At 40.1% G+C, this 24,487-nt stretch carries 21 protein-coding genes; 4 read left to right on the top strand and 17 right to left on the bottom strand.

Annotated elements, in window-relative coordinates:
• Positions 1-164: 164 nt before the first annotated feature.
• From mmsB to chvE, 3 genes are read right to left on the bottom strand one after another with little or no spacing between them, the layout of a single operon-like run.
• On the bottom strand, positions 165-1,370 hold the full coding sequence (gene mmsB / locus AB3I27_RS02695; protein WP_104760409.1) for a multiple monosaccharide ABC transporter permease: 1,206 nt from the start codon (positions 1,368-1,370) through the stop codon (positions 165-167).
• Position 1,371: 1 nt separating this feature from the next.
• Positions 1,372-2,898 carry a multiple monosaccharide ABC transporter ATP-binding protein gene (mmsA, locus tag AB3I27_RS02700; RefSeq protein ID WP_002309469.1) on the bottom strand — a complete coding sequence of 509 codons (1,527 nt, stop codon included), beginning with the start codon at positions 2,896-2,898 and terminating at the stop codon, positions 1,372-1,374.
• A gap of 53 nt (positions 2,899-2,951) precedes the next feature.
• Positions 2,952-4,040, bottom strand: a complete 1,089-nt coding sequence (gene chvE / locus AB3I27_RS02705; protein WP_002309470.1) for a multiple monosaccharide ABC transporter substrate-binding protein — start codon at positions 4,038-4,040, stop codon at positions 2,952-2,954.
• 219 nt (positions 4,041-4,259) lie between these two features.
• Between chvE and AB3I27_RS02710 the strand changes: the two genes are divergently transcribed.
• The 3 genes from AB3I27_RS02710 to AB3I27_RS02720 are packed head-to-tail and all read left to right on the top strand — an operon-like array spanning position 4,260 to position 8,299.
• Positions 4,260-5,276: an ABC transporter substrate-binding protein gene (locus AB3I27_RS02710; RefSeq protein ID WP_073490568.1), complete on the top strand. Its 1,017-nt coding sequence runs from the start codon at positions 4,260-4,262 to the stop codon at positions 5,274-5,276.
• 13 nt (positions 5,277-5,289) lie between these two features.
• The gene (locus AB3I27_RS02715) at positions 5,290-6,741 is read left to right on the top strand and encodes a sensor histidine kinase (protein WP_002345067.1); all 1,452 of its coding nucleotides are present in this window, start codon (positions 5,290-5,292) and stop codon (positions 6,739-6,741) included.
• Positions 6,734-8,299, top strand: a complete 1,566-nt coding sequence (locus AB3I27_RS02720; protein WP_104760408.1) for a response regulator — start codon at positions 6,734-6,736, stop codon at positions 8,297-8,299. Before AB3I27_RS02715 ends, AB3I27_RS02720 begins: the two co-directional genes overlap by 8 nt.
• A gap of 131 nt (positions 8,300-8,430) precedes the next feature.
• Here the strand turns inward: AB3I27_RS02720 and AB3I27_RS02725 are convergent, their stop codons facing one another.
• The 10 genes from AB3I27_RS02725 to purC all read right to left on the bottom strand — a co-directional run bounded on the left by AB3I27_RS02725 (position 8,431) and on the right by purC (position 19,242).
• On the bottom strand, positions 8,431-9,345 hold the full coding sequence (locus AB3I27_RS02725) for an aldo/keto reductase family oxidoreductase (RefSeq protein WP_002309474.1): 915 nt from the start codon (positions 9,343-9,345) through the stop codon (positions 8,431-8,433).
• A 122-nt stretch (positions 9,346-9,467) separates the two neighbouring features.
• On the bottom strand, positions 9,468-10,742 hold the full coding sequence (gene purD / locus AB3I27_RS02730) for a phosphoribosylamine--glycine ligase (protein WP_002309475.1): 1,275 nt from the start codon (positions 10,740-10,742) through the stop codon (positions 9,468-9,470).
• Between the two features lie 15 nt (positions 10,743-10,757).
• Positions 10,758-12,293: a bifunctional phosphoribosylaminoimidazolecarboxamide formyltransferase/IMP cyclohydrolase gene (purH, locus tag AB3I27_RS02735; protein ID WP_104760406.1), complete on the bottom strand. Its 1,536-nt coding sequence runs from the start codon at positions 12,291-12,293 to the stop codon at positions 10,758-10,760.
• Positions 12,290-12,868, bottom strand: coding sequence for a phosphoribosylglycinamide formyltransferase (purN, locus tag AB3I27_RS02740; RefSeq protein WP_104760405.1), 579 nt, complete (start codon positions 12,866-12,868; stop codon positions 12,290-12,292). Before purN ends, purH begins: the two co-directional genes overlap by 4 nt.
• Complete coding sequence (gene purM, locus AB3I27_RS02745) at positions 12,865-13,917, bottom strand: phosphoribosylformylglycinamidine cyclo-ligase (protein WP_002309480.1); 1,053 nt, start codon at positions 13,915-13,917, stop codon at positions 12,865-12,867. The genes purN and purM overlap by 4 nt, the downstream gene beginning before the upstream one ends.
• 22 nt (positions 13,918-13,939) lie before the next feature.
• Positions 13,940-15,379, bottom strand: a complete 1,440-nt coding sequence (gene purF, locus AB3I27_RS02750) for an amidophosphoribosyltransferase (RefSeq protein ID WP_002309482.1) — start codon at positions 15,377-15,379, stop codon at positions 13,940-13,942.
• Positions 15,364-17,586, bottom strand: a complete 2,223-nt coding sequence (gene purL, locus AB3I27_RS02755) for a phosphoribosylformylglycinamidine synthase subunit PurL (protein WP_368022894.1) — start codon at positions 17,584-17,586, stop codon at positions 15,364-15,366. The genes purF and purL overlap by 16 nt, the downstream gene beginning before the upstream one ends.
• Complete coding sequence (gene purQ, locus AB3I27_RS02760) at positions 17,587-18,258, bottom strand: phosphoribosylformylglycinamidine synthase subunit PurQ (RefSeq protein WP_002335014.1); 672 nt, start codon at positions 18,256-18,258, stop codon at positions 17,587-17,589.
• Position 18,259: 1 nt separating this feature from the next.
• Positions 18,260-18,514, bottom strand: coding sequence for a phosphoribosylformylglycinamidine synthase subunit PurS (gene purS / locus AB3I27_RS02765; RefSeq protein WP_002309490.1), 255 nt, complete (start codon positions 18,512-18,514; stop codon positions 18,260-18,262).
• The gene (purC, locus tag AB3I27_RS02770) at positions 18,514-19,242 is read right to left on the bottom strand and encodes a phosphoribosylaminoimidazolesuccinocarboxamide synthase (RefSeq protein ID WP_002313847.1); all 729 of its coding nucleotides are present in this window, start codon (positions 19,240-19,242) and stop codon (positions 18,514-18,516) included. Before purC ends, purS begins: the two co-directional genes overlap by 1 nt.
• A 255-nt stretch (positions 19,243-19,497) precedes the next feature.
• Here purC and AB3I27_RS02775 point away from each other — a divergent pair, with 255 nt between their 5' ends.
• Positions 19,498-19,875 carry a hypothetical protein gene (locus tag AB3I27_RS02775; RefSeq protein WP_002309492.1) on the top strand — a complete coding sequence of 126 codons (378 nt, stop codon included), beginning with the start codon at positions 19,498-19,500 and terminating at the stop codon, positions 19,873-19,875.
• A 157-nt stretch (positions 19,876-20,032) separates the two neighbouring features.
• Here the strand turns inward: AB3I27_RS02775 and purB are convergent, their stop codons facing one another.
• The 4 genes from purB to AB3I27_RS02795 all read right to left on the bottom strand — a co-directional run bounded on the left by purB (position 20,033) and on the right by AB3I27_RS02795 (position 24,487).
• A complete protein-coding gene (purB, locus tag AB3I27_RS02780; RefSeq protein ID WP_368022895.1) occupies positions 20,033-21,328 on the bottom strand; it encodes an adenylosuccinate lyase in 1,296 nt (431 codons plus the stop codon).
• Positions 21,329-21,340: 12 nt separating this feature from the next.
• A complete protein-coding gene (purK, locus tag AB3I27_RS02785) occupies positions 21,341-22,465 on the bottom strand; it encodes a 5-(carboxyamino)imidazole ribonucleotide synthase (protein ID WP_002309493.1) in 1,125 nt (374 codons plus the stop codon).
• Positions 22,458-22,946 (bottom strand): 5-(carboxyamino)imidazole ribonucleotide mutase, encoded by a 489-nt coding sequence (gene purE, locus AB3I27_RS02790; RefSeq protein WP_002309494.1) that lies wholly within the window; start codon positions 22,944-22,946, stop codon positions 22,458-22,460. The genes purK and purE overlap by 8 nt, the downstream gene beginning before the upstream one ends.
• 233 nt (positions 22,947-23,179) lie before the next feature.
• Positions 23,180-24,487, bottom strand: a complete 1,308-nt coding sequence (locus AB3I27_RS02795) for a nucleobase:cation symporter-2 family protein (RefSeq protein WP_002292241.1) — start codon at positions 24,485-24,487, stop codon at positions 23,180-23,182.

Here is a 24,487-nt window from a genome sequence, read left to right on the forward strand (position 1 = left end):
TAAGCGAAAAAATCAAGAGCAAAAAGAGAATTTATACGAATGGTAAAAAAACATACATTATTTTTAGTCTATACAAACGAAGCAATGAATGTTCGCTTTTAGCGAAAAAAAAGGCTGTGACAAATGTCTTGTCACAGTCTTTTTTCTGAATAAACGATGTTCTCCTACGTTGTCCGTTTTTTCTTGTTATACAAGTCTAATACAACGGCTAAAAGCAAGATCAACCCTTTGATCGCCTGCTGCCAATCTACCCCAACGCCTAAAATCGACATGCCATTGTTCAATACACCCATGACCAAGCCACCGACAATCGCCCCCATAATCGTTCCGATGCCGCCGGATGTCGAAGCACCGCCAAAATATACTGCCGCCATCGCATCTAGTTCCATCGAAGTACCCGCTTGAGGTGTCGCCGCATTTAACCGAGCTGCTAATACTAATCCAGCTAAAGCTGCCATGACTCCCATGTTGACGAAAACCCAGAACGTGATCCGCTTTGTTTTGATTCCTGATAGTTCAGCCGCTTTTCGATTTCCGCCCGTCGCATAAATCTGGCGACCTGCTACTGTTTTATTTGTCAAAAACCCATATGCTGCGACGATCAAACCGAGAATGATCAAAATGATCGGATATCCTTGATAAGAGGCAAGGATATAAGTTATCCCTAGTACAACGACTGCTGTAAATACCGCCTTTACCAAGAAAGCTGTTGGAGATTCCACTTCAAATAAATGATTTTTCCGACGATTTCTTGTTCGCCATTGCCCAACAACTAACACGATGGTGATGATCATTCCTAAAATCAATGTCAAGAAGTGAAGGCTACTTCCTTCGCTTAAGTCTGGTAAATAACCCGTAGACATTTTTTGGAAAACAGCTGGAAAAGGTGCCAGAGATTGGCCTCCTAGAACAACTTGTGTCAGTCCACGAAACATCAGCAATCCTGCTAAAGTCACGATAAACGCCGGTATCCCAGCATAAGCTATCCAAAAACCTTGCCATGCGCCGATCAGCCCGCCTACTGCAAGACATGTGATGACTGTCACCCACGGGTTCATTTGGCAATTGACCATCATCATGCCCGCAATTGCACCAACAAACGCCATCACTGACCCTACCGACAAATCCACATGACCTAAGAGCACAACTAATAACATCCCTGCAGCTAGTACTAATATATGACTATTTTGCAAAACAAGGTTAGTTATATTCAATGGACGCCAGAAAATACCATCTGTCATCAATTGAAACGCAATAAGTAGTCCCGCTAAAATGATCACCATGCTGTAGCGACCAAAAAGATCAGCTGCTCTACTTTTCAAATTTAGTTTTTTCTCTTTTTTATCCGTAAGATTTTTTGCTTGTTCCAACTTACCCCACCTCTTCTTTCGTCATTAATTTCATCAAGACTTCCTGATCTGCCTCTTCTCGCGAGACTTCTCCTGTAATACGTCCTTCGTTCATCGTATAGATTCGATCACACATTCCTAAGATTTCAGGAAGTTCAGAAGAGATAAGACAGACAGCTTTGCCGTTTGCTGCCATTTCTTCGATAATCGTGTAGATCTCATATTTTGCCCCAACGTCTATCCCACGGGTTGGCTCATCTAAAAAAAGAATATCGGGTTGTGTCATCAGCCACTTGGATAAAACGACTTTTTGTTGATTCCCACCACTAAGACTACTGACAATTTGATGGATGGAGTTTGTTTTTATACGCATCTTTTTCCGGAAATTTTCTGCCTCAGTTACTTCTTTTTCTTTATCTAATACTCCTTTTTGACTTATTTTATCCAAACTGCTCAGCGTCACGTTTTCCCGAATATCCATCAGCAGATTCAGTCCTAAAGATTTTCGGTCCTCCGAGACATAAGCGAGTCCGTTTGCAATGGCTGAAGGAACGGTCTTAACTGATATCTCTGCCCCTTCCTTTGATATACGTCCGGATATCTTGCTTCCATAAGAATGTCCAAATAGACTCATAGCGAATTCAGTTCTGCCCGCTCCCATCAGCCCAGCTATTCCTACAATCTCTCCTTTTTTCAAATGCAAGTTGATATGGTCGTTTATGATTCGCTCCTGATCAAGAGGGTGATAGACCGTCCAGTCTTCTACTTTAAAATAAACTTCTCCAATATCCGGTTTTCTTTCAGGATAACGATCAACTAAATCTCTGCCCACCATCCCGCGAATAATACGCTCTTCGCTGATCATTTCATTTTCTAGCGTCTCAATCGTCTGTCCATCCCGTAAAATGGTGATTCGATCTGCGATATCCACGATTTCATTCAGCTTATGTGAAATAATGATGGAGGTTACACCCTGCTCTTTCAGCTCTCGGATCAATCTCAGCAAATTCGCGCTTTCTTCTTCATTCAATGCAGCGGTAGGCTCATCCAAAATCAATAGACGGACGGATTTTGATAATGCTTTAGCTATTTCAACTAGTTGCTGTTGCCCTACGCCAATCTGGGATACTAGAAGATTCGGGTCGATAGACAAACCGACTTTGTTCAGCAATTCATACGTTTTCTTTTCTGTCAGTTCCCAATCAATCACGCCTCTTTCTGCTTGTTCATTTCCGAGAAAAATATTCTCTTTTACTGAAAGATAAGGACTTAATGCTAATTCTTGATGAATGATGACGATGCCTTTTTCTTCACTATCTTTCAAATCTTTGAATTGACACAGCTTTCCATCATAAAAGATTTCCCCGTCATAGGAGCCATATGGATACAAGCCGCTCAAGACATTCATCAATGTTGATTTTCCCGCTCCGTTTTCTCCGCACAATGCATGGATTTCCCCACGCTCAATCATCAGATTCACGCAATCTAACGCTCGGATTCCAGAAAATTTTTTGGTGATATCTGCCATTTTTAAAATACAATCCGCCATAATTCTTATCCTCTCTCTGACTTAGATCTCTTTAGTTCCTTGTTTGGTTCCTCTCAATTTTTCAGATCGGATTCTTTATAATAATCTGTGTCGATCAGCTCTGCTTGATAATTATCTTTATCGACAGATACTGTATTTGCTAAATACGTAGGAACAGTTTTCACCCCATTATCATAAGTCTCAGTATCATTGACCGGAACCTCTTCTCCATCACTGATTGCTTTGATCATTTCAATCGTATTTTTTGCTAAGATACGTGTGTCTTTAAAGATCGTTTGTGTTTGTTCCCCGGCCATGATCGATTTGACGCCAGCAACTGTCGCATCTTGTCCAGTAATCACAGGTAAAGGTTTACTTTCACTCCCATACCCCACGCCTTTTAATGACGAAATGATTCCTAAACTTATTGGATCATATGGCGACAAAACAGCATCCAATGTTTGGTCAGTATAATTTGCGCTTAACAGATTATCCATCCTTGCTTGCGCCGTAGAACCATCCCAGCGAAGCGTAGCGATTTGACTGAAACTCGTCTGTCCAGATGGCACGATCAACTGACCGTTGTCCATATATGGTTGTAAAACAGACATCACTCCGTTGTAATTAATTAGTGCATTGTTGTCGTCAGGCGAGCCACCAAATAATTCAATCGTGAATGGCCCTTTTCCTTCTTTCAATCCTAAGTGCTCTTCAATATAAGCTGCTTGCGATACACCTACTCCAAAATTATCAAAAGTCGCGTAGTAATCGACATTTTCTGAATTCATCAGTAAACGATCATAGGCGATTACCTTGATATCTGCTTCTTTTGCTTTAGCTAACACATCAGTTAAAGCTGAACCATCGATAGAAGCAATCACAAGTGTATCTACCCCTTTTGTAATCATATTTTCGATTTGCGCTACTTGATTTTCTACTTTATCTTCTCCGTATTGAAGATCTGTTTTATAACCCAGTTTTTCTAATTCTGAGACCATGTTGTTCCCATCAGCGATCCATCTTTCTGCTGATTTGGTCGGCATAGCGATTCCTACATACCCCGTACTATCATCTGCAGATCCTGAATTGCCACACGCACTTAATAGAATGCTTGCGGTCAAAATAGCGATACTCCCAAGAATCTTTCTAAATTTGTTTTTCATTTTTTATCCCCCATTCCAATTGATACACCGAGTATAGCTAATAAAGAAAGCGTTAACATTGATTTTTTTATGGGATTTACTTTAAATTTTTTAGGTGTTCTTTTTTTGTCTTGGATTTTTTTAAGTTTCTTGGATTTTTTTCGATTAATTCCTTTTGACTTTGATTTTCTCCTTTATCTGATAAGATAGTACTAACAAATCCAGATGGAGTGATCTAAAGTGAAACGTGTTTTATTTTTTTTAGCCCTTATTGTAATCGCTTACCAAATGATGGGGTGTACACCTAATACAAAGGAAGCACCTGACCCACTAGTCGTTGGTTTTTCGCAATCAGGAACGGAGAGTAGCTGGCGGAAAAAGCATACTGAATCAATTATCACTGCGCTTGAAAAAGAAGATTACCAAGTTCTCTACCGAAATGGCTACATGAATCAGGAACGGCAAATCCAAGATATACGGACGTTCATTGCCTATAAAGTGGATATGATCATTTTTACTCCTTTGCAAGAATCCGGGTGGGACTCTGTATTAAAAGAAGCAAAGCGAGCAGAGATCCCTGTCATACTTGTCGACAGACATATTCAAACGAATGATCCCGAACTTTTCGTCACCCACATCGGCCCCAGTTTCAAAGCAGAAGGAAATCGGGCGGGTTTATTTGTCAGCAATCACTTCACAAATTCAAAGAAACAGGAAATCAGAATCCTAGAACTTGCTGGTTCAGAGAACTCCACACCGACCAAGCTACGCTCCGAAGGATTTTTGGAATCAATCAATCGTAAACCAACCCTAAAAAAAGATGGAACTATTGACCATAAACCTCCAATGACTATTGTTCACCGAATTGTCGGTGATTTTATTCGGATGAAAGGAAAAGACCAGATGAAACGATATTTAGAAACAAATGATTTATCCGAAATCGATGTATTATACAGCCATAGTGATGAAATGACTCACGGTGCTTTAGCTGCGATAAAAGAAACATCAATCAAACCTGGAGAAGATTTGATCATTGTAACGATTGATGGACAAGAAGATATGATCGAGAATCTACGCTCAGGAATCGTCAATTGCGTAGTCGAGTGTAAACCTGATGTCGGCTGGTATGTAGCCAATACCGTTACTCGTTATTTTGGAAATCTTCAAACAGGAAAAACACTACCTAAAGATATTTTTATTTCCGAGACTGTCTTTTCCCAACAGAATATAGCTAACATCCCAACCAGAAATTATTGACTGGAGAAGTATCATGACAAAAAATTTAAGCATAAAACAGATTTTTGCCCAAGCAAACAAAGCCATGCTTCTATTTGCTGTTATCCCTTTGCTACTGAGCATACTGTTATATTCGCAACAGCTTTTGATTTATCAACAGACGATCGCAAATATCCAAAAAGCAGATGCAATTGCTTTGAAGGTTGATCAAAAAGTTTTGGAAAGTATGTGGGACTTGATTTCTGGCCAAGTAACCGTAGATGAGTTCAATAAGGAAAATATCCTAGAAGAACTTAGGAATGACATTCGAGAGATCAAAAATAATACCAATACACTTAAAGAAATTAGTACGTTAGATGTATCGTTACGTACGATCGATACATTGGAAGATTATCAAACTGAGCTCATTCATCATATCTTGGCAGAAGATTTTATGGATACCAATGAACAGATCATCAATCAGGTAGATTCTGTCACTCAACTACTGTCAGATATTTTACAGGACTTTGTTCGTGTGGAAATCGACTTAGCAAGTCAAAAAAATACGACGCTTGTCCGCTCACTCATTTTATTAACAATAGTAGAATTGGGGGTTCTTAGTACTATTTTTTTCTATGCGAAAAAGAATCGTCGCTTTTTAGAACAAAAGGTCCAAGAGCCGATCAATCAGCTGATCACAATGTCCGAACAGCTTTCTTCAGGAAATCTTGGATTTCGTTTAAACATGCCAGAAACACAAGAACTACAGACACTTACCGCTAGTATGAACAAAATGGCGGAAGAACTAAACCAGTCTTTACGGGAAAACGCTTTGAAACAATACCATTTAGCACAAAGTGAAGTTCGTGTATTGCAAGCTCAGATTACTCCCCATTTTATTTATAACAGTTTGGATGCCATCATTTCTTTGATCGAACAAGACTGCTTTGAAGAAGCTCTGACTATGACCCATGCACTTTCCGGCTTTTTTCGTACGTCTTTAAGCAAAGGACAAGACTGGATTCCTCTTGAAAAGGAAATCAGCCATATCAATGATTATTTGGTCATTTTAAAAATAAGATATAGACATATGCTTGACTATAAGATCGATATACCAGAAACACTTTTTCCTGTTTCTATTTTAAAGATGATTTTGCAACCATTGATCGAAAATGCTGTGTACCATGGAACAAAGTATGTTCGTCACAAAGGATTTATTCGTATTACTGCATGCAAAATCGACGAAATGATCCAATTCAAAGTCATAGACAACGGTATTGGCATTCCTGCAGAAAAACTAGCAGAAATACGTAAAGAGTTAGCCAAAGGGATCGATTCAGATTTCAGTATCGGCTACGGGCTTTACAACGTAAACAAGCGTCTCCTTCTCTATTACGGAAATAATCAAAAACCTATCACGATTGACAGCAAATACCGAGAAGGGACAACTGTCACACTGACGATTCCTATATCTCCCAAAACAATTGGAGGAAACAAATATGTATAAAGTTTTTATCATCGAAGACGAATACCTCATTCGCAATAACTTACGGGAACAAATAACTGCCCTTGGTTCATATTATCCAATCACATATGTCGGGGAAGCTGGAGATGGTGAGATGGCACTGTCTTCGATTATCGACTTACAGCCCGATATCATTCTGACTGATATCCAAATGCCATTCATGGACGGTTTGACTTTTTCAAAAGAAGCAAGGAAACTGCTTCCTTGGACTCGCCTCATATTTATTAGCGGATTCGACGATTTCGATTATATGAAAGGGGCAATCCAAGTACAGGCAGATGATTATCTACTTAAACCAATTAAAAGCAACGAATTGAAACAAGCAATAGAAAAAGCAGTGACTGCTTTAGACTTGCAGCAAAAAGAAACGCTCCCTTCTTCTGACCTTGTTTTCGAATTGAAAAAAAATCATTTCTTGAACGGTTTGTTCAAAGGCTCACTTACAATCAGTGAAACATTGAAACTTGCTGAATCTTTCAATCGCTCTTTAGCAGGGAAAAAAATGACCGTATTATTAGCAGCAAACCAAGTCAGTACAGACTTTGAAGATTACGCTCATCTCAGTGATTATTTGAAGTTTTTATTTAGGGAGAATCAACAAGTGATTTTTTCTGCTGTTTCCTCGCGATTCATTAAATTTTTAATAGTTGATCCTCTTGAAGAAAATGTAATCGAGACCAGTTATCAGGTAGCCCAAACGTTGGTCCATGAATTAGAGAAGGGACAAAAAAATAATTTTTCTGTCGCCATCGGTCCTGTCGCAGAAAGAATCAGCGAATTACCTGCATCTTTCGAGATCACGCAGATGATACTTGAAACTGCCAGTTCCCTTAAAGATCAAATTATCAGCTATGAGGATTTGATTAAAGAAGCGAAACTTCCAGTTGATTCTGTCTTTTACTTTGATCTCTCACTTGATTTGTCTTCATTATCGAAAAACGAAGTATCTAAGTACATCGAACACTTGACGAAACCACAAGGCACACCAACTCGAACACGATTATATCGTTTATTTGTCTTGACTAAGCTACTCCAGCATGTCTGCCTGAAAGAAAAGGAAATCCCGCAAGAAATGGTTCATTGCACATCCACCAGTCAACGCTTAGCAATCAGCGCCGACGATTCGCTTTACCGTTCGACTGTTTATATGTTCATTTCTTTCTTAACTGCTCTGCCCTCACAGCCTTCAAGGAACAAATATCAGCCAATTTTGAACCATGCATTGGATTTTATCAAAGAAAATTTTACCGATCCAGATACGTCCTTAACTTGGGTCGCTCAACAAGTTGCATTAAGCCCCTCTCATTTCAGTACGATTTTTTCTCAATCGTTTAACCAAACATTCATCGATTATCTGACAGAACAAAGAATCGAATTAGCAAAAAAATTATTACAGCAATCAGACTATCGTATCTCAGATATTGCTTTTGAGATTGGTTATAATGACCCTAACTATTTCAGTTATTTATTTAAGAAAAAACAAGGGATTTCCCCAAAAGAATATCGGACACAGATTTTCCTTGAAAACAAAAATAAATAATAAATAAAATCCGTACAGTGATACTCTTTCCCGTTGTAATTAAAAAAAGACGGAATATCTCGAAGCTGAAAATAGCTTTCAAGATATTCCGCCTTTTTAATTGATCGCACCGTTCACCTGCATGACAACTTTTAAGGTAAAATGTTTCCAGCAGCACGGTACAATTCGTACCAATCTTCCCGAGACATATTAATTTCTGATGCTTGAGCGATTTCCTTGATTCGCCCTACGTTCATCGTACCGGCGATTACTTGCATATTGGCTGGATGGCGCAAAATCCAAGCAGAAGCCAAGCCAGTTGGTGTCGTTTGATATTTAGCTGCTAGTTCTTCTAATGTTTGGTTTAATTCAGGAAATTTTTCGTTCCCGATAAATACACCTTCAAAAAATCCATACTGGTATGGCGACCACGCTTGGATCGTCATATCATGCAAACGGGAATAATCAAGTACACTACCATCATGGTCGATACTTGCTTCATCTGTCATATTGACATGAATCCCTTGATCGATCATTCCAGTATGTTTCAAGCCAAATTGCAGCTGATTAGCTACTAATGGTTGACGAACATATTTTTTCAGCAATTCGATTTGCATTGGTTTTTGATTGCTGACACCAAAATAACGGACTTTACCTGATCGTTCCAATTCATCAAATGCTTCAGCTACCTCTTCTGGTTCTACCAATGTATCTGGACGATGAAGAAGTAAAGCATCCACATAATCCATTTTCAGACGGGTCAAACTTTTTTCCACAGATTCAATGATATGTTTTTTAGAAAAATCAAACATCACACCTGGAACGATTCCACATTTTGTTTGAATAAAAAGATCTTCTCGTTTGATTGATGTTTTTGCTAGAGCATCTGCAAAGATTTCTTCACATTCACCGTTCCCATAAATATCTGCATGGTCAAAAAAATCAATGCCGTTTTCATAAGCTGTCTCAATCACTTTTACTGGATCTTCCGCATTGTTGATACGCATACAGCCTAAGATCACTGCAGCTACTTTCTGGTCAGAAGTACCTAATTGAATTTTTTTCATCTGAACTCCTCCTTATTTATATACACAACAAAAGTGTACCACACTCTTTATGAAAAGGCTTCACTAAAATCGACACTTCCGACTATATTTGTTGTATTTTTTTATAAATGGAAGCAGCTGATTTACTTCACGACCAGTTCGCTATTGGCAGCTTTTTCTCCAATATCTGTACGATAAAATGTTCCATCTGTCGTTTTATCCATTAACGCGGTGTAGATTTTTTCCTGTGCTTCTTTGATCGTCTCACCATATGCTTCTACTAAATAAAGACGACCTCCTGCTCCAACTAGTTTGCCGTTATTTGAGGAAACTCCAGCATAGTAAACAGAAAGCTCTTCTTCCAGAAAATCTGGTAGAACCATTCCTGTCTCATATTCTTCGGGGTAACCGGCAGCTGCCACCACAACACCTACATTGTATCCTTCTTGCTGCCACTTTAACTCTACTGCACGATTCTCTAATAAATCATCGATTACTTGCGCAAAGTCACTCTTCAACCGAGAAAGAACGACTTGCGTTTCAGGATCACCGAAACGAGCATTAAATTCGATCACTTTTGGTCCTTCCTTCGTAGCAATCAAACCCGCATATAAAACACCCGTGAAAGAGCGTCCTAGTTCTTTCATTCCTAAAGCCGCTGGTTTCAAAACTTCTTCCACAGCTTTTTCAATCATCTTTTTTGGAATTTGCGGTACTGGTGAATAAGCTCCCATCCCCCCTGTATTTGGCCCTTTATCGTTATCAAATGCCCGCTTATGATCTTGCGAAATGACCATCGGATACACCTTGGTATCACGGACAAACGCCAAAAGGGAGAATTCTTCTCCTGCCAAAAACTCTTCTACGACGATTTTTTTGCTGCTGTTCCCAAATCGATGCTGGTTCAACATTTGTTCTGCCGCATCCAGCGCTTCCTTCACTGTTGTAGCCACGACTACACCTTTTCCAGCTGCTAAGCCATCCGCTTTCACTACGATTGGCGCACCGTTTTCTTTGATATACGCTGCTGCTTTTTCGTAACATTCAAAACTTCTGGATTTAGCTGTCGGGATTTGATACGTCTCCATCAATTGTTTAGCAAAACTTTTCGAACCTTCAATCAGAGCTGCTGCTTTTGTCGGACCGAAGATTTTCAATCCTTCCGCCATAAAATCATCGACGATTCCATTTAATAAAGGAACTTCAGGACCAACGATACTCCAATCAATAGCCTCTTTCTTAACAAAATGAATTAATGCTGAATGATCTTGATCACTGATAGCGACACAATTGATGCCATCCTTTGCCATTCCAGGATTTCCTGGCGCACAATACACAGTATCCACCTTCGGACTGTCTAAAAGTTTTTTACTTATTGCATGTTCACGACCACCTGCACCGATCACCAAAATGTTCATTTATCCGACTCCTCTCTAATGTCTAAAATGCCGAACATCAGTAAAGACCATTGCTAGATCGTATTTATTCGCCATATCAATAGAATCTTGATCTTTGATACTTCCGCCTGGCTGAATGATTGCTTTTATACCATGTTTGGCTGCATATTCAACTGAATCATCCATTGGGAAATAAGCATCGCTAGCTAAAACTACACCTTCCATTTTCTCTTGCGCTTGTTCAATCGCAATTTTTACTGAACCGACTCGATTCATCTGCCCGGCTCCGATTCCTACTGTCTGACGTTCGTTTGCCACCACGATCGCATTAGATTTCACATGTTTGACAGCTTTCCAAGCAAACGCCAATGCTTTTACTTCTGCTGGAGTTGGCTTACGTTTTGTCACGACTTTCCACGCTTCTTCGTTTTCCATTGCCAGATCTTGATCTTGTACAAGAAGTCCACCTAAGACTGAGACCGTTTCTTCTCGATTTTGACTTTCTTCTTGCGCAAAGTCTATTGTCAGTAATCGGATGTTTTTCTTTTTTTGCAGTAATTCCAAAGCTTCTTGTGTATAAGAAGGGGCAATAATGATTTCTAGAAACAGCTTATGCATCTGTTCTGCTGTTGGCAGATCTACTTCTCGATTCAAAACGATGATCCCACCAAAGATTGAAACAGGATCTGCTTCATATGCTGCTTCCCACGCTTCTAAAATCGTAGATGCTGACCCAATACCGCAAGGATTCATGTGTTTCAAGGCGACTACCGTTGGCTCGTCATATTCCTTCATGATCCGTAACGCAGCATCCGCATCACGGATATTATTATAAGAAAGTTCTTTCCCATGGAGTTGTTTTGCTGCTGCGATCGAATATTTTTCCAGAAGAGCGGACTGATAAAAGGCAGCGGCTTGATGACTATTTTCACCGTAACGAAGCGTTTGTTTTCGTTCATACGTAAGTGTCAATTTTTCCGGTTCTTTTTCTTCCACCCAATCCGTTAAGTATTGAGCGATCAGTGCATCATATGCAGCAGTATGACGAAAGACTTTTGCCGCTAGTTTTTGTCTGAAAGAAAGTGAAGTATTCCCATACTGACGTAATTCTGAAAGTACCTCTTCATAGTCAGATGGATCAACAACAGCGGTGACAAATTCATGGTTTTTTGCTGCACTACGGAGCATACTAGGACCACCGATATCAATGTTTTCAATAGCTTCTGCTATTTCGACATCTTGTTTCATAATCGTTTCTTTGAAAGGATATAAATTGACACAAACAAAGTCGATTGGTTGGATATTTTCCGTCTCCATTGCCTCCATGTGGCTAGGGAGATCGCGTCTTCCTAAAAGACCACCATGGATTTTAGGATGAAGTGTTTTGACACGACCATCCATCATTTCAGGAAACCCTGTCACTTCTTCGATCGAAAGCGTTTTGATTCCAGCTTGATCCAATGCATGCTTTGTTCCTCCTGTTGAAATGATTTCTACTCCTTGTTCAATCAAACCTTGGGCAAATGCTACAATCCCAGTTTTATCTGATACACTGATCAATGCTCTTGTCATTTCAGATAGCCTCCATTTTCAATAATTTCACTAATCACTTCTGGATAGATTCGATGTTCTACTCTATGGATTTTTTCTTCTAAAGAATCGAACGTGTCCTCCTGTTCGATCCTCACTTTTTCCTGTCGGATGATTGGTCCAGTATCTACACCTTGGTCGGTATAATGAATTGTGACACCCGTTTCTTTTACTCCAGCTTCAAATGCATCACGAATGCCATGCAAACCAGGGAATGCAGGTAAAAGAGATGGATGGATATTGATGATTCTTTTATCATAATTTTCCAGCAATACTGGTCCAATGATTCGCATGTATCCAGCTAGTACAATCAAATCGATCTTTTTTTCTTTCAATTTATGCAAAATCGCTTCTTCATACTCTTTTTTGGATTCAAATTCTTTAGGTGAAAAACAATCTGCCGGTACATCCAATGCGACTGCACGTTTCAAAACATATGCTGCAGGCTGATCACAAAACAACCAGTCAATCGAAGCTTCCAATCCTTTTTTTGATAAATAATCGGCTAGCGCTTGAAAGTTGCTTCCGTTTCCAGAAGCAAAAACAGCGATTCTCATCGTTCTTCTCCTGTAAACACCACACGATGTTTTTCTTTGGCGATCACTTTCCCGATTTCATAAACTTTTTCGCCAGCTTGCTCAATCTCGTGTACGATTTCTTTTACTTTTGCTTCCTCGACTGCTAAGACCATCCCAATGCCCATATTGAATATTTCATACATCTCCATCATAGGAATCTCACCATATTTTTGTAAACAGCCGAAGATCGGAAGAATCGGCCATGTGCCAAGTTTGATTTCAGCAGCCATAGATTCTGGTAACATTCGCGGGATATTTTCTACAAACCCTCCACCGGTGATATGTGCAGCTCCTTTGATTTTCTTTTCTTTGATTAGGGGAAGCAAGGAAGAAACATAGATTTTCGTTGGTTCAAGTAATACTTCGCCAAGTGTTTTTTTCAATTCTGGCAGTTTTGATGATAAAGAAAACTGCTGCTGCTCAAAGAAAATTTTGCGAACAAGAGAGTACCCATTTGAATGGATTCCGCTAGATGCTATTCCAAGCAACACGTCTCCTGGGTTGATTGTTTCTCCTGTCAATAATTGAGATTTTTCAGCTATCCCTACAGCAAATCCGGCTAGATCATAATCATTTCCAGAGTACATACCGGGCATTTCAGCTGTCTCTCCGCCAATCAGTGCCATATTTCCTTGAACACACCCATCCGCTACACCTTTTACTACATTTTCTAAACGTGTCGGATCATTTTTCCCCGTTGCTAAGTAGTCTAAGAAATACAACGGCTCTGCGCCTTGTGCTAAGATATCATTGACACACATCGCTACGCAGTCAATTCCGATCGTGTCGTGTTTGTCCGCTTCGATTGCTACTGCTAATTTCGTCCCTACACCATCGGTCCCCGAAACAAGGACTGGCTCTTTTAATTGAAAGACCGATAAATCGAAACAGCCGCCGAATCCTCCTATAGCGCCCATCACACCTAATCGTTCCGTTTTTTTGACATGCTTCTTGATCCGTTCTACTACTTCATATCCAGCTTCGACATCTACGCCAGCTTTTGCGTATGCATTTGCCATTGGCTTCATATGCTCCCTTCTTGATCTGCTTTTAAAAGAACGATACTTTTTCTTTTAGTGATTCCTGATATTTTTCTTCATAGTCATATAACGGTGTCGGATAATCTCCGTTGAAATAAGCCATACACAATCCTGAATACGGGGCATCTTTTTCCAGACCGATCGATTCGATTAGACCCTCTTCACTTAAAAAACCTAAAGAATCGGCACCGATACATTCTTTGATTTCATCAATCGTATGATTGGCCGCAATGAGTTCTTTACGCGTTTGAATATCAATCCCATAAAAACATGGATATTTCAAAGGAGGAGAAGCAATCCTCACATGTACTTCTTTTGCTCCTGCTTCTTTCAAAAGATGGACGATCCGTCTGCTTGTCGTGCCCCGAACGATCGAATCATCAACCATGATCACCTTTTTCCCTTCCACTACCCCGCGTACAGCAGATAATTTCATTCGGACACCTTGCTCTCTTAGCTCTGGCGTCGGCTGGATAAATGTTCGGGCAATGTATTGATTTTTTACTAATCCAATTTCATAAGGGATACCGCTAGCTTCTGCATAACCACTTGCGGCTGACAAAGAAGAATTAGGTACACCAACGACCATGTCTGCTTTTACTGGCGATTCTTTCGCTAAATTCCGTCCCATATTTTTCCGGGCAGTATGCACATTGATCCCTGCGATATTTGAATCCGGTCTGGCAAAATAGATATATTCCATCGAACAAATAGAAAGCTGCGTGTCCTTCGTAAAGCAATCAATCTGGATTCCTTCGTCATTGATGATCACTATCTCACCAGGCTGGACATCTCTTATAAAACGTGCCCCAATAACTTCTAATGCACAAGTTTCCGAGGCAATCACGTATGCTCCGTTTTTCATTTGTCCGATTGCTAATGGACGAAAACCATTCGGGTCCAAAGCGGCAATCATTGCCGTTTCCGTCATTAATAAATAGGCAAAGCCACCTTTGACTTCATTTAAAGCACTTTTCAATTTATTTAAAAAATCTGTTTCTTCACTTCGTCGGATCAAATGCATCAATATCTCCGTATCGGAGTTGGAATGGAAGATTGCCCCATTTTCCTCTAACTCTTTTCTAAGGGAGCGAGCATTGATCAAGTTACCATTATGCGCTAAGCCGATCGACTGATCATGAAATTTGAATAGAAAAGGCTGAATATTGTCCACACTTCCATTGCCTGCTGTTGCATAACGTACATGTCCGATTGCAGCTTCTCCTGTTAACTGCTGCAATTTTCTTTGATCTTTGAATACCTCAGAAAGTAGACCCAGATCTCGATGACCCATGAGTTTCCCTCGATCATTGGACACGATACCCGCACCTTCTTGTCCTCGATGCTGAAGACTATGGAGCCCGAAGTATGCCACACTAGCGGCGTCTGGATGACCCCAAACACCGAAGATTCCGCATTCTTCATTTAAACTCTTCACTTCATAAGACATACGATTGCATCCTCCCAGCACTTTCTTGCTACTGCTGTTTCTATTTTGATTTGACTGTCAGTTGCTGATATTTCGATTATCGCTTCATCCGTCACCTTACCTGCTAAAACAGCAGCATCTCCCATCATTTCTTCGAATCGTGTCTGGTTTTCCGGTGCAACTGTCAATACAAACCTTGATTGAGTTTCTGCAAACAATTGAGCAGAGGGCAAGCCAAACTGCACAGATAAACCTAACTGATATTTGAAAGCTGATTCTGCCAGTGCAATTGCCAAACCACCTTCTGAACAGTCATGGGCACTTTCAATCAATCCATTTTGGATGGCTGTCAATACTAACTCCTGGTTTTTCTTTTCAACGGCTAGATCAAAGTTTCGAATCACCCCTTCGATTCTTCCAAGCTGCATCTTTTGTAATTCACTGCCATCAAAATCTGCAAACGTCTTGCCTAATATATAGATTAGATCCCCTGATTTTTTGAATTCTTGAGTAGTGATATGTTCATGTTCCTCGATCAATCCGACCATACCGATCATCGGTGTTGGATAGATTGCTTGACCGTCCGTTTCATTATATAAAGAGACATTTCCTGAAATAACAGGAGTTCCTAACGTTTCACACGCAGCAGCAATGCCGTCAGCTGAAGTCGATAATTCCCAAAAAACTTCTGGTTTATCAGGAGAACCATAGTTCAGGCAGTCGGTGATCGCCAAGGGTCTACCACCGCTAGCAATGATATTTCTAGCTGCTTCTGCCACTGCTATTTGTCCTCCGACTTTTGGATCCAAATAGAGATAGCGAGCATTGCAGTCTGTGGTCATCGCTAATGCTTTATTCGTCCCTCTGACTCTCATCACAGCCGCATCACTTCCTGGACAGACCACTGTATTGGTTTGTACTTGTGAATCATAAGTTTCGTAGATTGAACGTTTCGAAGCAATCGTCGGTTGTTGCAACAGATCAAGCAATACTTGTCCAGGTTCTTCAATAACCGGCTGATAAGGAGCCAACTGCTGAAAATCTGCGATTCGAGCTGGTTCTTTCATCTCTTTATGATAGACTGGCGCATCTTCAGCCAGCGCATCGACTGGCAGATTCGCTACTTCTTTCCCTTGATGATATAGACGATATTGCCCGTCGTCTGTTACTTTACCGATAGTGACTGCATCTAGATCATACTTCTGAAATAGTTCTTGGATTTTTTCCTCCTCTCCTGATTTGACACAAATCAACATCCGTTCTTGTGATTCGGATAGCATCATTTCATAAGGCGTCATTCCAGTTTCTCTTTGTGGGACTTCGTCTAATGTCAATATAAGTCCTGAACCAGCTTTTGAAGCCATTTCCGCACTAGATGAAACAAGTCCTGCTGCTCCCATATCCTGTATACCTACTAGAGAATCCGAATGATGCAAGATTAATTCCAAACACGCTTCAAGCAGTAGCTTTTCCATAAAAGGATCCCCTACTTGTACAGCAGAACGTTGCTGTTCTTCTTCTTGACTAAATTCTTCTGAGGCAAAAGTTGCGCCGTGGATGCCGTCGCGACCTGTTTTTGCTCCTACATACATGATCGAATTGCCGACACCAGCAGCTTGCCCTTTCTGGATATCTTTGTGTTCAATCAAACCTACACACATTGCATTGACTAATGGATTTCCTTCATAACAAGGATCAAATGCAATTTCGCCACCTACAGTCGGTATGCCGATACAATTGCCGTATCCGCCGATACCTGCAACTACTTCTTCTAGTAAATATTTTGTTCTTGGATTATCTAATTCGCCGAATCTCAATGAATCTAGCAACGCAATTGGATGAGCACCCATGCTGAAAATATCTCTGATGATTCCGCCAACTCCTGTCGCAGCTCCTTCATAAGGCTCCACGGCTGAGGGATGGTTGTGACTTTCTGCTTTGAAGACAACTGCTAGTCCATCACCGATGTCGACGATGCCTGCGCCTTCTCCAGGGCCTTGCAAGACATGAGGTCCACTAGTAGGAAATTTGCGTAGAACCGGTTTAGAATTTTTATAGGAACAATGTTCGCTCCACATAACAGAAAACAGTCCAGTTTCCGTATAATTAGGCATTCTTCCTAAGATATCTTCTTCGATTATTCGATATTCTTCATCAGTCAATCCCCATTCGGCATAGATTTTTTTTTTCTTGATCTCTTCAGCTGTCGGTTCATTCAATGTTTTCATCTATACGGTCACCTTTCCGAAGTTTTTTAAAATGGAAGCAAAGAATCGTTTCCCATCTTCTGATCCTAGCAAGTCTTCTACTGCACGTTCTGGATGAGGCATCATTCCTAACACATTCCCCGCTTTATTCGTAATCCCTGCAATGTTTTCCACGCTGCCGTTGATGTTGTCATTATAAGTAAAGACGATCTGATTATTTTCCTTTAGGTCTTCAAGTGTTTCTTCGTCACAGAAATAATTTCCTTCCCCATGAGCAACTGGAAGAGAGATTATTTCATCTGCTTCATATTCTGAAGTAAAGGCCGTCTTAGGATTGACTTTCAATGGTACAGTTTTACAAATAAAATGCAAAGACTCATTTCGTCTCAGTACACCTGGCAACAGTCCAGCTTCTGTCAATATCTGGAATCCATTACATGTACCGAATACGGGTTTCCCTTCTTCAGCAAAACGAACCACTTCTTCCATGATTGTAGAAAACCGAGCAATCGCACCACATCTCAAATAGTCACCATAGGAGAATCCTCCCGGCAGTAAAACCCCATCAAATCCTTCTAAAGAGGACTCATCATGCCGTACAAATTCGGCATCAGCGCCCATGATCTCGCGAACTGCCCATAACATATCTGCGTCACAATTTGAACCTGGAAAAACGATGACCGCAAATTTCATGTTATACTTCCTCCATTTTTTTGATTTCATATCGGTATGTTTCCATATTTACATTTGCAAGCAACTTATCACAAATCGTTTCAATCACTGTATCGATTGGTTCTTCTGTATCAGCAAGTTGTATCTCAAAGTATTTTCCGATACGGATATCTTCGATTGTTTCATATCCCATACGATGGACTGCTTTTTTTACTGCTTCTCCTTGAGGATCTAATACTGAATCTTTATAGGTTACATAAACTTTTACGAAATACATCATACTCGCTCCTTTTCTTCAGTTAGTTCCGATAGACGGTTATATACTTCTTGATAGACTGGAATCAGATTACCTAAGCCTCTGCGGTAAACGTCTTTGTCCATATGTTCATTCGTATGTTCATCCCATAATCGGCAAGTATCCGGTGTTACTTCGTCCGCAAGTAATATTTTTTCATTCGACCGACCAAACTCTAGCTTGAAATCTACTAAAACCAGACCAACCTTAGCGAATAATTCGATCAAAATTTTATTGATAGCTAATGCTTGGGTTTTCAGCTCACTGATTTCTTCCGGCTTTGCCAGTTGCAAGTAATAGATATGCTCTTCATTGACAAACGGATCATCCAACTGATCATCCTTATAGTAGAATTCAACGATTGGCTTGATTAATTTTTTGCCTTCAGGAACACCTAGACGTTTTGAGAAACTTCCTGCTGCAATATTTCGGATCACCACTTCCAGAGGGATGATTTGTACTTTTTTTACTAATTGTTCGGTTTTAGATAATTGTTCAATAAAATGATTTTTTATTCCTCGCTGGGTCAGATAGCGGAAAATCGTACTTGTGATTTGATTATTCAATTCTCCTTTCCCACTTATCTGATCTTTCCTCGCGCCATTCAACGCAGTCGCCTGATCTAAGTATTCTACCCAAATCAAGTTTTCATCAGAGGTAAGATATAATTTTTTGGCTTTCCCTTCGTACAGAAGTTCTTTTTTCTCCATGTCCGACTCTCCTTTTTATTTACATTCAAAGCAAATACAACGATTTTTGTTCGTGTTTTCACTTTGAATTTTAACAATCATCTTTTTAGAAATCAATATAAATATGTACATTAAAGGCATTAGATTCTTTTAATGTTCGTGTTTTGTTGTAAGTACAAAATCCCCCTCATCAACAAGCGTTTACATTTATATATAATGATGGTATATTAAAATTAACTAAAAATTTGGATAACTGGATCGAGGAGGCACTTGCCGATGGAAGATGCAATAAAACAAGGTCAGCTTTTTTTATCAGAGTTAACGGCTGAAGAACGTTCCTGTCTATATAATGATTTGTTGTCGATCAAAGACGTTTATTTATGCAATAAAGATACTAGTTTTTATACCTTTCGGAAAATCCGCCGAGCAGCTAAGCGTTGCGCTGAATGCCGTAAAAGGACTTTTCGTTATCGAACAGAACACAAAGGCGAACTTTTAATCAGTCAGATCCACGAGCAGAAACTTTTCAAAAATCACTATCGTATCCAGATCTTATTTAATGGACAAGAGATGGAATATACTTTTCTCGAAAATTTGCTGCAACATCTCCATAACCAGCATTTTAGTTATAATAGCCAAGCCATTTACGCTTAATTCCTCTATTTTTTGTATATAAAGAGGTAGTCGCTTTATTCCTATCATTGATAAGAAAACATAATAAACTAAAAGAAGCAGAACCGCTAACGGATCTGCTTCTTTTTTGGTTATTTTTGCTATTCTATTCTAATTAAATTTTGCAACTCACTCTTCTTTATTCCAAACCTACTCGTTTGAATATCACGTCAACGTTTTTCAAATGATGATGATAATCAAAGGCATCGTCTATTTCTTCTTTAGATAAGACCGATGTGATGGTCGGATCTTCTTCTAACAGCGGGCGGAACTGAACTTGGTTGTCCCAAGCATACGCAGTTTTTGGCTGAACAAGATCATAAGCTTCTTCTCTTGTCATTCCCTTATCGATCAATTTCAGCATAACGCGTTGGCTATAAATCAAACCAAATGTTGCAGACATATTCCGCTTCATGTTTTCAGGAAAGACCGTTAGATTTTTAACGATATTGCCAAAACGATTTAACATGTAATTCAATAAAATCGTGGTATCAGGCAAGATGATTCGCTCTGCTGAAGAATGAGAAATATCTCTTTCATGCCATAATGTGACATTTTCATAGGCAGTGACCATGTGTCCGCGCACCACTCTGGCTAGACCAGCCATATTTTCTGAACCGATTGGATTCCTTTTGTGTGGCATAGCAGAAGAACCTTTTTGACCTTTCGCAAAAAACTCTTCTACTTCACGTGTTTCAGACTTTTGCAATCCGCGTATCTCTGTTGCAAAGCGTTCAATACTTGTAGCAATAAGCGCCATCGCTGAGAAATATTCAGCATGTAGATCCCGAGGGAGAACTTGAGTAGAGATTTCTTGCGGACGGATTCCCAATTGTTTACATACATACTCTTCAATAAATGGCGGGATATTTGCGAACGTCCCCACTGCTCCTGAGATTTTTCCTACTTCTACTCCTTTTGCCGCATGTTCGAATCGTTCGATGTTCCGTTTCATTTCTGAATACCATGTGGCAAGTTTCAATCCAAAAGTAGTTGGTTCAGCATGGACACCGTGTGTTCGACCCATCATCACTGTATATTTGTGTTCTTTTGCTTTTTCGCCAATGATTTCTGTAAAACGTTTCAGGTCTTCCCGTAATATATCATTTGCTTGCTTGATGAGATAGCCATAAGCAGTATCTACGACATCCGTACTTGTTAGACCATAATGGACCCATTTTCTTTCTTCTCCCAATGTTTCAGAAACTGCTCGTGTAAAAGCAACGACATCATGGCGTGTTGATTTTTCGATTTCCAAGATCCGATCGATATCAAATGATGCATGTTCACGGATTTTTTTCACATCTTCTTGTGGGATTTCACCAAGTTCTGCCCAAGCTTCATCTGCTAAAATCTCGACTTCGAGCCACGCACGGTATTTGTTCTCTTCCGTCCAGATATTCCCCATTTCAGGGCGTGTATAACGTTCTAACATGTTTTTTCTCCTCTAATCCCAAATATTCGTTTGTTTGATTTCTTCCAGCGTTTGCTGGATGTCTTCTGTCAAGATAGTGATATGTCCCATCTTGCGACCTTTTTTCGCTTGTTTTTTTCCATAGAAATGGAATTGCCAGTCTGGCTTATTCTCAATCAAGCGATAGCTTTCCAACAGTTGTTCTCCCAAAACATTGACCATCACTGCATTGCTTGTCAGACGCACTTTTTCTCCTAATGGCCAGCCGCAAATACCTCGAATATGGGCATCGAACTGACTCATAGAACAAGCTTCGATAGAATAATGCCCAGAATTGTGAGGACGAGGGGCTAATTCATTCACATATAACCCGCCTGTTTTTGTTAAGAACATTTCTACCCCTAGAGCACCTGAAAGACTTACTGCTTCTGCAATCACACGGGCAATACGCTCAGCCTCCTCGATCACATCCTGATCAATCGCAGCTGGAGCAATCGTTTCGTGCAGAATGTTGTTTCGATGGATATTTTCCACGACCGGAAAAGTTGTGAAATCTCCTTGTCCATTTCCTGCTACCATGATCGAAATCTCTTTTTCAAATGGGATCCAAGCTTCTAAAACACAGGTTCCTTCTCTTAAAAGATCCATTGCAGGGGCCAAGTCTGCACGACTTTTCAAAACATACTGCCCCTTGCCATCATAACCGCCTCGAGTGGTTTTCAAAACGCAGGGATAACCGATCCCGTCAATCGCATCTTGGATATCTGTCGGACTGACGATCGTTGCATAAGGAGCAATCACGATGTTGTTCGTTTCCAAAAAAGATTTTTCCAATAGGCGGTCTTGCGTAATCGCAAGCAAGTCTGTCCCTTGAGGAATAAATGACATGGGTAAGATCGCATTTAGCGCCTCTACACTGACATTTTCAAATTCATAGGTAATGACATCTGTTCTTCTAGCAAGCTCTTTCAGCGCAAAGGTGTCATCATAGACACTTTCAATGTGCCAATCTGCAACTTGTGCGGCTGGACAATCACTTACAGGATCCAGCACACCTACTTTAAAGCCCATTTCTTTTGCACTAATCGCCATCATACGACCTAATTGACCGCCGCCGACGATCCCGATCGTTGAACCAGGCAACAAAGGTTTAACCAAGTTGATCACTACTTTCTATAACAGTTTTAGCCAACATTGAACGTCTTTCAGCCAATTTAGCCTCCAATTCTAAATCATACATGGAAAGCATCTGTATCGCAAGTAGTCCAGCATTAATTGCTCCAGCTTTTCCGATTGCCGTAGTAGCCACAGGCACGCCTCCAGGCATTTGAACAATCGACAGAAGCGAATCTAAACCATTTAATGTTCGTGATTGGACCGGTACGCCGATAACCGGCAAAGTTGTTTTTGCCGCAACCATCCCCGGTAGATGGGCGGCTCCACCTGCTCCTGCAATAATGATTTTGATTCCTTTTTCTCGAGCGCCTTGTGCATATTCAAACATCAAATCTGGTGTGCGATGAGCAGAAACGACTTTTTTTTCATAAGACACACCGAATTCTTCCAATATTTGACATGCTTCTTTCATTGTTTCCCAATCTGAAGTACTCCCCATGATCACAGAGATTTTTGCTGTCATTGTTTTTCCTCCCAGTTTTTCTACATCCATATTTTAACAATCGTATTTTTTGATGTCAAAGAAATTTCGAATATTGATAAAGAAAACCATTTTATTGTTCGTGTTTATCCAATACATAAAAAAGGACGTGACAAAAGTGATGTCACATCCTTTTTTTAGTATAAATGGTATTCAAACAGCTGACCCTCGATATTCACTCAAAACGCTGGTTTCGCAACTTTTCTTTTACTTCATTATTTTTTGAAGGCTTCTTCTACTATTTCTTCATCTTTTTTTAAACCATTAAAGATCAGATTCAATATGATAGCCGTAATACTACTCATTACGATGCCATTGCCAGTGAACATTTGCAATGTTTGAGGCATTTGACTGAATAGTGTCGGCGTAATATTGAAACCTAGCCCAAATCCAACAGAAACAGCAACAATCAATAGATTTTTATCATTACTGAAATCAACTTCCAACAGCATACGGATTCCTTGGACTGCCACCATCCCGAACATGACTAACATTCCTCCACCAAGTACCGGCTCAGGAATGATTTGTGCTAACGCACCAATTTTAGGGAATAATCCTAAAACAATCAAGAAGAACGCAGAGAAGTAAATAGGTTTTCTCGTTTTGATTCCCGAAAGTTGAACCAATCCGACATTTTGAGAAAAGCCTGTGTAAGGGAATGTATTGAAAATACCGCCTAAGATAACGGCAAGTCCTTCTGCACGATATCCTTTTTTCAATTCTTCTTCTCCAACATTCTTTCCAGTAATGTCCCCAAGCGCAAAATATACACCCGTTGATTCTACCATACTGACCATAGAAATGATGATCATCAGTAAAATCGACCATACATCAAAAGTTGGCTTACCAAAATAAAAGGGTTGTGGGACATGGAACAATGGTGCATCTCCAATCGCACTCAGATCGATCATTCCCATGAAAGCAGCTAAGATGCTTCCACCGACTAAACCAATCAATACCGCGATGGAACGAATGAACCCTTTTGCCAACATTTGCACACCTACAATGAGGAGAATCGTCACAAATGCAAGTAGTAGATTTGTTTTGTCACCAAAATCAGCCGCTGTTGCATTACCGCCACCCATTTTTTCAATTGCTACTGGAATCAATGTCAAACCAATAACGGTGATAACCGTTCCTGTTACTAAAGGCGGGAATAATTTCTTGATTTTAGAAAAGATACCTGAAACTAACACAACAAAGATACCTGAAGCGATAATAGATCCATAAATAGCTCCTACTCCTTCATTAGTTCCGATCAAGATCAGCGGAGCTACTGCTTGGATCGCACATCCTAAAACAACAGGCAAGCCAATTCCGAAAAATCGGTTAACGGTCAATTGCAATAATGTTGCTAATCCACACATAAAGATATCAATTGAAATCAAGTAAGTCATCTGTTCTTGATTAAAGCCTAGTCCTGTACCGATCAAAAGAGGCACCGCTACTGCTCCTGCATACATCGCTAACAGATGCTGCAGCCCTAAAACCGCGGCTTTTCCATTTTGTGTTTCTTTTTCCAC

Source organism: Enterococcus sp. C46, assembly GCF_040887565.1.
In the GTDB taxonomy this organism is placed as follows: domain Bacteria; phylum Bacillota; class Bacilli; order Lactobacillales; family Enterococcaceae; genus Enterococcus_B; species Enterococcus_B lactis.

Bases quoted from the DNA above. Each gene is read 5' to 3' on its own strand.
- AB3I27_RS02725 (WP_002309474.1), bottom strand. From the start codon at position 9,345: ATGAAAAAAATTCAATTAGGTACTTCTGACCAGAAAGTAGCTGCAGTG.
- AB3I27_RS02775 (WP_002309492.1), top strand. From the start codon at position 19,498: ATGGAAGATGCAATAAAACAAGGTCAGCTTTTTTTATCAGAGTTAACG.
- purE (WP_002309494.1), bottom strand. From the start codon at position 22,946: ATGACAGCAAAAATCTCTGTGATCATGGGGAGTACTTCAGATTGGGAA.
- purF (WP_002309482.1), bottom strand. From the start codon at position 15,379: ATGTCTTATGAAGTGAAGAGTTTAAATGAAGAATGCGGAATCTTCGGT.
- purD (WP_002309475.1), bottom strand. From the start codon at position 10,742: ATGAACATTTTGGTGATCGGTGCAGGTGGTCGTGAACATGCAATAAGT.
- purB (WP_368022895.1), bottom strand. From the start codon at position 21,328: ATGTTAGAACGTTATACACGCCCTGAAATGGGGAATATCTGGACGGAA.
- AB3I27_RS02715 (WP_002345067.1), top strand. From the start codon at position 5,290: ATGACAAAAAATTTAAGCATAAAACAGATTTTTGCCCAAGCAAACAAA.
- purH (WP_104760406.1), bottom strand. From the start codon at position 12,293: ATGACAAGAGCATTGATCAGTGTATCAGATAAAACTGGGATTGTAGCA.
- purN (WP_104760405.1), bottom strand. From the start codon at position 12,868: ATGAGAATCGCTGTTTTTGCTTCTGGAAACGGAAGCAACTTTCAAGCG.
- mmsA (WP_002309469.1), bottom strand. From the start codon at position 2,898: ATGGCGGATTGTATTTTAAAAATGGCAGATATCACCAAAAAATTTTCT.
- chvE (WP_002309470.1), bottom strand. From the start codon at position 4,040: ATGAAAAACAAATTTAGAAAGATTCTTGGGAGTATCGCTATTTTGACC.
- purQ (WP_002335014.1), bottom strand. From the start codon at position 18,258: ATGAAATTTGCGGTCATCGTTTTTCCAGGTTCAAATTGTGACGCAGAT.
- purS (WP_002309490.1), bottom strand. From the start codon at position 18,514: ATGTATTTCGTAAAAGTTTATGTAACCTATAAAGATTCAGTATTAGAT.
- purC (WP_002313847.1), bottom strand. From the start codon at position 19,242: ATGGAGAAAAAAGAACTTCTGTACGAAGGGAAAGCCAAAAAATTATAT.
- purL (WP_368022894.1), bottom strand. From the start codon at position 17,586: ATGAAAACATTGAATGAACCGACAGCTGAAGAGATCAAGAAAAAAAAA.
- AB3I27_RS02720 (WP_104760408.1), top strand. From the start codon at position 6,734: ATGTATAAAGTTTTTATCATCGAAGACGAATACCTCATTCGCAATAAC.
- purM (WP_002309480.1), bottom strand. From the start codon at position 13,917: ATGAAGCCAATGGCAAATGCATACGCAAAAGCTGGCGTAGATGTCGAA.